Origin of the sequence: Zhongshania sp. (genome assembly GCF_047636175.1) — a bacterium.
In the GTDB taxonomy this organism is placed as follows: domain Bacteria; phylum Pseudomonadota; class Gammaproteobacteria; order Pseudomonadales; family Spongiibacteraceae; genus Spongiibacter.
The window spans coordinates 179,201-188,304 of the sequence record NZ_JBLIKC010000003.1; the positions used below are offsets into that span (position 1 = coordinate 179,201).

At 47.3% G+C, this 9,104-nt stretch carries 6 protein-coding genes; all 6 read left to right on the forward strand.

Translation table 11 applies throughout. The features are described 5' to 3' along the window. Nucleotides 1-24 precede the first annotated feature (24 nt). The 6 genes from ACI955_RS02885 (at nucleotide 25) to ACI955_RS02910 (ending at nucleotide 8,923) form a co-directional block, all read left to right on the forward strand. Nucleotides 25-1,413 (forward strand): DUF1329 domain-containing protein, encoded by a 1,389-nt coding sequence (locus ACI955_RS02885; protein ID WP_415242225.1) that lies wholly within the window; start codon nucleotides 25-27, stop codon nucleotides 1,411-1,413. A 144-nt stretch (nucleotides 1,414-1,557) separates the two neighbouring features. Next, entirely contained in the window at nucleotides 1,558-2,457 is a 900-nt protein-coding gene (locus ACI955_RS02890) for a WD40/YVTN/BNR-like repeat-containing protein (RefSeq protein ID WP_415242226.1), read from the forward strand. Between the two features lie 73 nt (nucleotides 2,458-2,530). Next, complete coding sequence (locus tag ACI955_RS02895; RefSeq protein WP_415242227.1) at nucleotides 2,531-4,606, forward strand: DUF1302 family protein; 2,076 nt, start codon at nucleotides 2,531-2,533, stop codon at nucleotides 4,604-4,606. Between the two features lie 90 nt (nucleotides 4,607-4,696). Then, nucleotides 4,697-6,073 (forward strand): DUF1329 domain-containing protein, encoded by a 1,377-nt coding sequence (locus ACI955_RS02900; protein WP_415242228.1) that lies wholly within the window; start codon nucleotides 4,697-4,699, stop codon nucleotides 6,071-6,073. Between the two features lie 99 nt (nucleotides 6,074-6,172). Further along, nucleotides 6,173-7,816: a long-chain fatty acid--CoA ligase gene (locus ACI955_RS02905; protein ID WP_415242229.1), complete on the forward strand. Its 1,644-nt coding sequence runs from the start codon at nucleotides 6,173-6,175 to the stop codon at nucleotides 7,814-7,816. A gap of 228 nt (nucleotides 7,817-8,044) precedes the next feature. Beyond that, nucleotides 8,045-8,923 carry a haloalkane dehalogenase gene (locus tag ACI955_RS02910; protein WP_415242230.1) on the forward strand — a complete coding sequence of 293 codons (879 nt, stop codon included), beginning with the start codon at nucleotides 8,045-8,047 and terminating at the stop codon, nucleotides 8,921-8,923. The last annotated feature ends 181 nt before the right edge of the window (nucleotides 8,924-9,104 follow it).

Sequence of the window (9,104 nt, forward strand, 5' to 3'; positions counted from 1 at the left end):
AAATTAATATTGGAGATAATAAATATGATAATTAGAAAATACGATCATGATTATGGCCGTCGTCAGCTTATGAAAAATCTTGCTGCCGGCGCAGCGGCTGGCGTATTAATGCCGTTGAATAAAATTTTCGCGTCAAACGGTGATCTAGCAAGAGTCTATCCCGAGGAGCTCATGTCGATAGACATGTATACCAAGGGAAAAATAAGTACGGGTGATTTCCTAACCGCTGAAAATGTCGATCACGCCAAAGAACTCCTAGACCCGATCGTATTTGACCAAATTAAGACAATGGGAAGACGAATCAAAATCCGTCCAACTACCAAAGATTTCAGTGCGATGTTCCCGACAGAGTTCTATGAGCGAACGCTGTACAACATGAATAATGGTATATCTGCCGTTTTTGATAAGACGGGAAATGTTAAGACCAACAAAGGTGGAAACTGGGTTGGCGGACTACCTTTCCCAAATCCCCGGACCGGGCCTGAAATCCAGGCCAATCTAGCGATGAGCTGGGGCCGCGCAGATTACAATCAATACGCGGTTAACGACACGGTGTTAAACCCCGATGGTTCAAAAGCCTACGATTATGAGTTTATTTGGGCCGAGCTCCAGATGCAGGCGCGCATGGATGGTAAAGCATTTATGGGCATGGACGATTTAATCCGGTTGCAGACGGTCTTCTTTACGTCAACCCAGGATGTTGCCGGTAGCTCATTCTTGTCCACCTGGTATTACGATCAGCGTAAATTCCCTGACCTTTACGGATATTTGCCGCAGTTTAGACGTGTACGACAGTTCCCAACTAACCAACGATTCGAGCCGCTTATTCCCGGTGTGACGTGGTTCCTGACAGATCCGTGGGCAGCTGGTGATCCAATGTTGACATGGGGCGACTACAAAATCATTGAGCGAAAGCCAATGTTAGGTGGTTTCAATGCTAAGTGGAATGGCGACAAAGACAATTGGCGCGCAGACACTCACGGTGGCCCAAAGGGCGATACTTTCTGGGATACCGACTATGAGTTAGCGCCCGAAGTTGCAATATTGGAATCTAAGCCAACAGGCTATCCTCGCGCTCCAGTGGGCAGGAGGCTGGCGTATGTCGATGTGCGTAACAATATGTATTGTGGCAACATTCGCTTCGACCGCCAGGATAAACCATGGGTCAATTTTGAAACCAACTTTGGACAGTACAAGCTTGGTGACAAGGTCGAGTTTGGACCAGATGGTAAGACCCCAGCATGGTCATGGACCAATATTCATTCCTATGACGCGCAGACTGGACGAATGAGTCGCATCAATCACAACAAAGAAAATGGTGGCGGTCATAAATCGGAGTTCGCCGCCGATCAAGAGAAGGCATATAGCCGATTCTTTACCCAGCAGGCCTTGCAGCGCTTAGGACAGGTCTAATTTTATCGCCGCAGGGATCCCTGCGGCAATATTTTTATAGGTAATCTCTTGATAATGAAAAATTCAAAAATAATTTTATTTTTTTCAATGCTAATTTGTTCGAGTTTGTCAGCTCACTCAGCGTCAATTAGCGCTATTCCGGTTGTGAGCGGAACAGCTCATGAAGCATTGTTTGATATAGATATACGGGGAAAAGAGGGCTTTGCCGTCGGTGCGGCCGGAGATATCTATCACACAGTTGATGATGGTGTAACCTGGCAGCGTGAGCGCAGTGATAACTCCCTAGCTTTGCTTAGCGTGAGTTTTAGTGATACCAGCGTGGTTGCTGTAGGTCAGTATGGTGTCATTTTAGTTCGCAATAGTGAAGGTAACTGGCGCCAGGTTGAAAGCGGCACAAAGGAGCGATTATTTGCTGTCGATATTAACAATAGTGGATACGCCATTGTTGCAGGTTCATTTGGCACGCTATTACGTTCTGTTGATGGCGGGAATAGTTGGCAATCGGTTGCCCCAAGTTGGGCTGGTATTTTTGACGACCCGGACAATAGGCTGGGAGGCCTCTTTGATCCAAGTATTTATGGTGTAAAGGTCAGTGAGTCAGGTCGTGCGTGGGTGGTTGGTGAGCTTGCCCTGATCATGAATTCAGATGATCAAGGACTTACATGGATAGTCTCAAATGCCGGCGGCAGCTCAGAAGACGGTGTATCTCCGACCTTATCTGCTATTGATATGCGATCAGACGGTGTGGCTTATGCAGTGGGTCAAGAAGGCTTCATGCTAAGAAGTCGAGATTATGGCAGTAGCTGGGAAGAGCTTCGCCGCGTTACACACCAAAATCTATTATCTGTGAAAACTAACTCTAACGGGCTGATAGTCGCGCCGGGAATGCGTGACATCATTATGAGCACTAATGATGGGAAGAGCTGGAGGTCGGTTAAAGGGCTAGATATTCAAACCGGGTGGTATGGTTCGGTCGCTATTCCTACTGCCGGTGCTGGAGTGCTAGTGGCGGGAAATAAAGGAAATATTATTAAAATAAAGTGAAAGTAATCTAGTTAAAATAAAAAGTAAGAATTTATCGCAGGATAAAACTAGCTTAGATATTGGGGTAATATTAATGAAAAAAATTAATAAAATAAAATATCCACTGTTCGTATGCATCGCTGTGTGCGGCGCTATCTCCAGTGCTAAAGTCTTAGCGTCGGATGATGATTGGTTTGAAGATTTTAATATATCTTATAATGGCTTTGTTCGTGCAGAAGCTGCTGTTAGTACCAGCAGCGGAGAGAATCCAAACAATCAAGGCGGCAACTATTTTAACGACCAAAGTATATCGCGCCAAGCATTCCTTCCTCCGGCCTTGAACCCGACTAGCGGGCTGGTAACGGGCTTGCTTGGACCTGGCGCTATAGGCGCGTGGGGTACGGTGCCTCTTCCTTTTTCAGATTCAATACGCCGTGGCGACTTTATTAAAACCACAGATAACGACTTTAATTATACGGTGCTGAGAACGGAGGTAGAGTTAAACGTACGGTTTAATTATGAAATGCGATTTATTGCCAGAGTACGAGCAATGTTCGACCCGGAAATATACGACTCGTTTGATGCAAACGACGTTTCCCAGTTTCAGGGTGGTCTTCAAAGCGGGCCCAATGCCAATCCTGCGCTATATGACGGCTCACCAAGTTACTTTGATTATCTTGCAGATCAAGGCGGCAACCCTAACCCGCTGGAATGGACTGGCAAGAACTACCAAATTTACTTTCCTACTTTCTTGTTAGAGTATGCATCCGGCAACTTGTCACTGCGCCTTGGTAATCAGCAAATAGCCTGGGGCCAAGCGATATTCTTCCGCGTCTTTGACACTCCGAATGGATTGGATTTACGTCGGCATTCTTTGCTGGATCGCGGTTTGGAAGAGTTTTCCGATAAGCGCGTACCTATGTTGTCGTTGCGTGCCACCTACCAGCTGACGAATGATATTTTGGCAGACGGATATATTGGTCGGTTCCAACCGTCGGTCTTCGGTAACCCGAATACTCCTTACAATATAATCCCCACTCAGTTTACCGTTAACGACACTTATGAGTCCGGTGGCTACGACGACAAAATATCTGGTGGATTTCGTTTGAAAGGCGACTATGGCCAGTGGGGGTGGCAGGCCTCATTTGTCTCTAAGTATGCTACCGAAGGTACTTTTAATTGGGCCAAATCAGGAGTAAATAAACCTTTGTCTGGTAGTATCGGCGGCTTGATCAATACATCGTATAACGCCAAACTCTCGGATTGCGTGGTATATGACCCTGCTCTTTGCCGGCGCTATTCCGATTCCGGTGAGGCACTTGCCAACTCGCCTTTTGCAGCCAGTCCAGGTGGTGTTTACTCTGCCGATGAATGGTTTAAATATGCAGCGGAGTCTAGACTTGACGCGATTGGTGGCCTGAATGCGGCTATCGAAGAATTTGACGGCTCAATAGATCTTTATGCCTCACCTGATCAAACTGTCGGCGGAACTGCAGCTCAGTTGAATACCTTTTTTATTGCTGGTGGCGGCAGCATGCGTGGAACAATTGAGCGTCGCTATCATCGCGAGGAAGACTTCGCTCTAGGGGTAAGTTACGTAAATGAAAGTGACAACAACTTCCTTAATCAATTGATTTTTAACGTAGAGATGCAATACACGCCGAATCGAACGTTTACAAATCCGACCCTATCACGGGAAGTGATTGAGGATGACGAGTACACGCTTGCTTTGGTTGTGGATAAATGGCATCGGTTCTTTAAGGATCTTCCAGGTACCTACATAGTATTCCAAGCCTTGACCAAGAATCGCAGCGATTTGGTGGGTCGTCATTTGAGTGGTTATGGACGCGTTGGTTTGGGCGAGTTGTCTGATGGTGATACAACGACGGTTAAGAAAGAGAAATCAGGCAATGCGAACTATATTGTCTTCGGCTTTCTTCAGCCCACGGATAACAAGATATTTGAGATTGAATTGGCGACCCTCCTGGATCTAGATGGTGGTATTTTGTTTCAGCCGGGTGTTCGTTGGAATCCAGGAAAGGGCCTTACCGTTGAAGCATTTTACAACCATATTGATGGTGATCTTTGGGGAGATAACCCAAACAACAATATAATTTCCACGCTTGATTTTGCTGATGAACTTTCATTGAGAGTGACCTACCAATTTTGATTACTAACTTAGTTTTCTGTAAGAGGTATTAGCATCTGTACTTTTGGGCCGGATTAAGTTTCTTCCGGCCCTTTTTTTTGGGGATTACAAATGCACTTGTTGAAATGGTCTTCTCGGATGGATCGTCGGCAGTTTCTACGTTATGGGTCTGCGTTGTCGGGGGGCGGAGTATTGGCGTCTCTGTGGCCGACTATAGCGTCTGCTGGTGATGTGACAAAAGCGTATCCAGATGAACTGCTCTCAATAGAAATGTACACAAAAGGTAAGATCAAAGTCGGCGACTACATAACGGCCGATAATGTTGAACTTGTGAGGGATTTGCTAGACCCGGCTAAATATAAGCATGTTGCCGAAATGGGTAGAAAACTAAAGGTAGTTGCGACAACCACAGATTGGATGAAGATGGGTCCCTGGGAGTATCAGGAGGCGACACTGTCAAATCAAGGGCAGGCAAAATTTGATAGCACCGGAAATGTAGTAACCCAGGACGGTAAACCTTGGATCGGCGGTCATCCATTCCCACAAAGCACATCGGCGCTGCAGCTGTTCGCGGGTTTAACCCTATCTTGGGGGCGGCATGATGCTAACCTATTTGCGATGAAGGAGTACGATCTAAACCCAGAAGGGGAGATCGACTACCAATACGACCTAGTGTGGGCGGAGCTTTCACCCGTAGGACGACTAGTCATCGACCCTAAGCCCTATGTGCCCGATCAGATGGACAAACTACGTTTTAACACGGTGGTATATACGTCGCCAGAGAGCCAGAAGGGCGCCTCATACCTCAATGTCTGGTACTACGATCAGAATAAGCTGCCAGATCTATATGGCTATGTGCCGTATTTTAGACGAGTCCGTCAGTTCCCAACTAACCAAAGATTTGAGCCATTAGTTCCAGGTTCCGCACTTTATCTTTCGGATGCCTGGGCTGCGGGTGACCCCTTACATACTTGGGGTAATTATAAAATAGTGGGTCGACAGCCTATGTTGGCGGGTGTCTCTAGTGGTTGGAATCCTGATAACGACAACTGGGAGCATGGCGTCCATGGTGGATCTAAAGGCGATAGCTTCTTCGATAGTGTTGTAGAAATGGTACCTGAAGCGATTGTCTGTGAGGCTGAACCCACGGGATTCCCTCGAGCGCCGATAAGTAAGAAACGGGTTTGGTTTGATGCCCGAAATCAAATGCCGCTTGCCATGGTTACCTATGATAGAGCGGGATTGCCATTCCGTTCCTTTGACGGTTGCTACGGACTCTTCGAAGGTGGCGGTAAACAAGTTAATGATGGCGCGCACCCCTACTGGTCGTGGACCTACTTCCATGCTTATGAGTTTCAGAGCGGGCGCATGACTAGAGTTGAGCACGTTAAAGAGCTTCGCGGTGGTCACAAGAGTTCGGTAAATGACGCGTCGATATATCAGCGATATCTTACCCATGCAGCACTGTCTCGGTTGGGAAGAGCGTGAATTAACAAGTCGATTAATAGCGATGACGTGATGTTAGTTCTACTAATTATTAATAATGAATTGGAACTTGAAGTGTAAGTTCAATAATGGGGGAATTCTATGATTAAAGAAAAAGCGACGACGAGTGGTATGCAGGCCTCACCGATGAACCTGGCGTCTATTCTCGAACACGCTGCACGGTTTCACGGTGATCAAGAAATCGTTTCGAGGCTGGCGTCGGGCGAGATACATCGCTACACCTATCGTGAGGCATTGGGGCGGTCAAAACAGTTAGCCAATGCGCTGCATGCATATGGAATACAGGTGGGTGATAGGATTGCCACTATGGCGTGGAATGGCCATCGTCATTTTGAGTCTTGGTATGGAATCGCAGGCCAAGGCGCCATCTGCCATACGGTTAACCCCCGTCTTTTCCCAGCCCAAATACGTTTTATACTTAATCACGCGGGTGATCGCATCGTATTTGTGGACCCTGCTTTCGTTGTGCTGCTCGAGGAAATTCAAGATGAGTTGCCGACGGTAGAGTTATTCGTGGTACTCACGGATAAAGGTCAATGTCCTGAGACCAAGCTGAAAAATGCAGTAGATTATGAATCGTTTATTGAGGGGCAGTCTGAAAGCTTTGACTGGCTTGAGTTAGAAGAGGATTCACCGTCATCCCTTTGCTATACCTCGGGTACCACGGGTGATCCAAAGGGGGTGTTATATTCTCACAGATCAAACCTCCTGATGGCCTATGCTTGCTGCTCGGCAGACGCCTTTAACCTCTCTGCCATGTCGAGCGTATTAATGGTGGTCCCGATGTTTCATGCCAATTCATGGGGTCTTGTGTACTCGGCGCCCATGACCGGTGCGAAATTAGTTCTTCCTGGCCCTCACTTAGATGGAGGCAATATATATGATCTGGTTAACACCGAGCATGTGACCTTCTCTGCTGCAGTGCCGACAGTGTGGAGCATCTTGCTGGACTATATGACGTCTAACAATTTGCAGGTCCCTACGTTGGAGGAAGTGGTCATTGGTGGCTCGGCTCTGCCTAGGTCTATGTTAGTCCGGTTTAAGCGCGATTTCGATGTGGATGTATTGCAAGCCTGGGGGATGACTGAGATTAGCCCCTTGGGAAGTCTTAATCGTCCTATGCCCGCGACGTTAAAGTTGGATGCGGACGGCCAATTAAAGATTGCCCTTAAGCAGGGCCGGCCTATGTTTGGCTTACAAATGTGCATAAAGAATAAAGACGGTCAGGAGCTCCCTTTTGATGGTAAGACGCCAGGCCGTTTGATGGTCCGTGGGCCATGGGTCGTCAGTTCTTATTTCAAAAGTGATTCAGTCATTCTCGATTCTCAGGGATGGTTTGATACCGGGGATATCGCGACGATTGATCCGCACGGGTTTATGCAAATTACCGATCGCGCCAAGGATATTATCAAGTCGGGTGGTGAGTGGATTTCGTCGGTGGATCTCGAAAACGCCGCTATGAATCACCCACAGGTTGCGCTCGCCGCGGTGATTGGTGTCTCGCATCCCAAATGGGAAGAGCGTCCTCTGCTGTTGGTTAAGTTAAAGCCTGAGGCTGATTTGGATGACGTGAAACTTAAAGAGTTTTTGAGTACCGAGGTCGCAAAGTGGTGGATTCCTGAAGACATTAAGTTCGTTCAAGAAATCCCGCTAACAGCGACTGGGAAAATTAATAAAGTATCTTTGCGTAATGAATATATCGCCGAGTACGAGGCGGATAGTTAAGGTTTGGTATAACGCTAACATTTATATAAGGACTGATTTCCTCGCGGGTTTAAGCTACATGATTTTGTCTGCTGGAGTCGCTATTCGATGTTGGTGATGGCTTAGTTATTATGATCTAGTCTCATTATTAGTAAGAGGCTAGATAGCATTTTTTCGATTATATTTATTAGCTTTCGACATCAATGTGTTTTCTGTGTCGCGAGTTCAGGAAAGCTTAAGGAGGCTACGATGATTTCAGCGGATATGCCCTTTCAAAAGAAATTCGCGCATGTAGATGGTAAGAAGATCGCCTATATCGATGAAGGTCTTGGCGAGCCGATTGTGTTACTTCATGGAAACCCGACGTCATCATATCTATGGCGTAATGTGATTCCTGAGCTAGTCTCTAGCGGACGCGTAATAGCACCAGACTTGATTGGCCAGGGTGATTCGGAAAAACTTGCGGTCAGTGACGGCCCTGAGCGCTACAGCTTTGATGTGGTCTATCGCTACCTCGACGGATTACTCGCCGAATTGGGAATTACTTCAAATGTCACCCTAGTGATCCATGATTGGGGCAGCGGCCTTGGCTTCCATTGGGCAAGAATGCATCCTACGGCGGTAAGAGCGATCGCCTATATGGAAGGAATCGTCATGCCGGTCTCGTGGGATGACTGGCCTGAATCGGCTCGGGGTATTTTTCAAGGCTTCCGCTCAGAAAAGGGTGAGGATCTAATACTTAATCGCAATATGTTTATTGAGGCGGTGCTCCCAAGTTCTGTAATGCGGGAACTGACCGACGTGGAAATGGACCATTACCGCGCACCCTTCACAACCTCCGAGGATCGCCTGCCAATGTTGAGTTGGCCACAGCAGATACCCATCGATGGTTCACCTGCTCATATGGTCGACTTGGTTGCTGAGTACGCCAAGTTTATGCTCAAGGCCCCGTTCCCTAAATTATTTATCAACGCTGATCCCGGCTCAATTTTAGTTGGCCGGCAGCGCGAGTTTTGTCGCAGCTGGCCGAATCAGACGGAGGTCACAGTCAGGGGTACACATTTCATCCAGGAAGATTCTCCGGTCGAAATAGGCGAGGCGGTGGCGGATTGGATGAGCACTTTATAAAAGCGATTTCGTTTCTGTTGGCGGGTGTCATTAGATCAAGCTCATGGGTAGTGCATAAGCCACCGGTCGTATGACAGCCCGCAAAATAATATGAAACTGAATATAGGATTCTTGGAATATAGCTATGAGTGAACATTGTATTATCATCGGCGCCAGCCACGCTGCAGCCCAATTGGCAGGC

Bases quoted from the DNA above. Each gene is read 5' to 3' on its own strand.
- ACI955_RS02895 (WP_415242227.1), top strand. From the start codon at position 2,531: ATGAAAAAAATTAATAAAATAAAATATCCACTGTTCGTATGCATCGCT.
- ACI955_RS02905 (WP_415242229.1), top strand. From the start codon at position 6,173: ATGATTAAAGAAAAAGCGACGACGAGTGGTATGCAGGCCTCACCGATG.
- ACI955_RS02900 (WP_415242228.1), top strand. From the start codon at position 4,697: ATGCACTTGTTGAAATGGTCTTCTCGGATGGATCGTCGGCAGTTTCTA.
- ACI955_RS02885 (WP_415242225.1), top strand. From the start codon at position 25: ATGATAATTAGAAAATACGATCATGATTATGGCCGTCGTCAGCTTATG.
- ACI955_RS02910 (WP_415242230.1), top strand. From the start codon at position 8,045: ATGATTTCAGCGGATATGCCCTTTCAAAAGAAATTCGCGCATGTAGAT.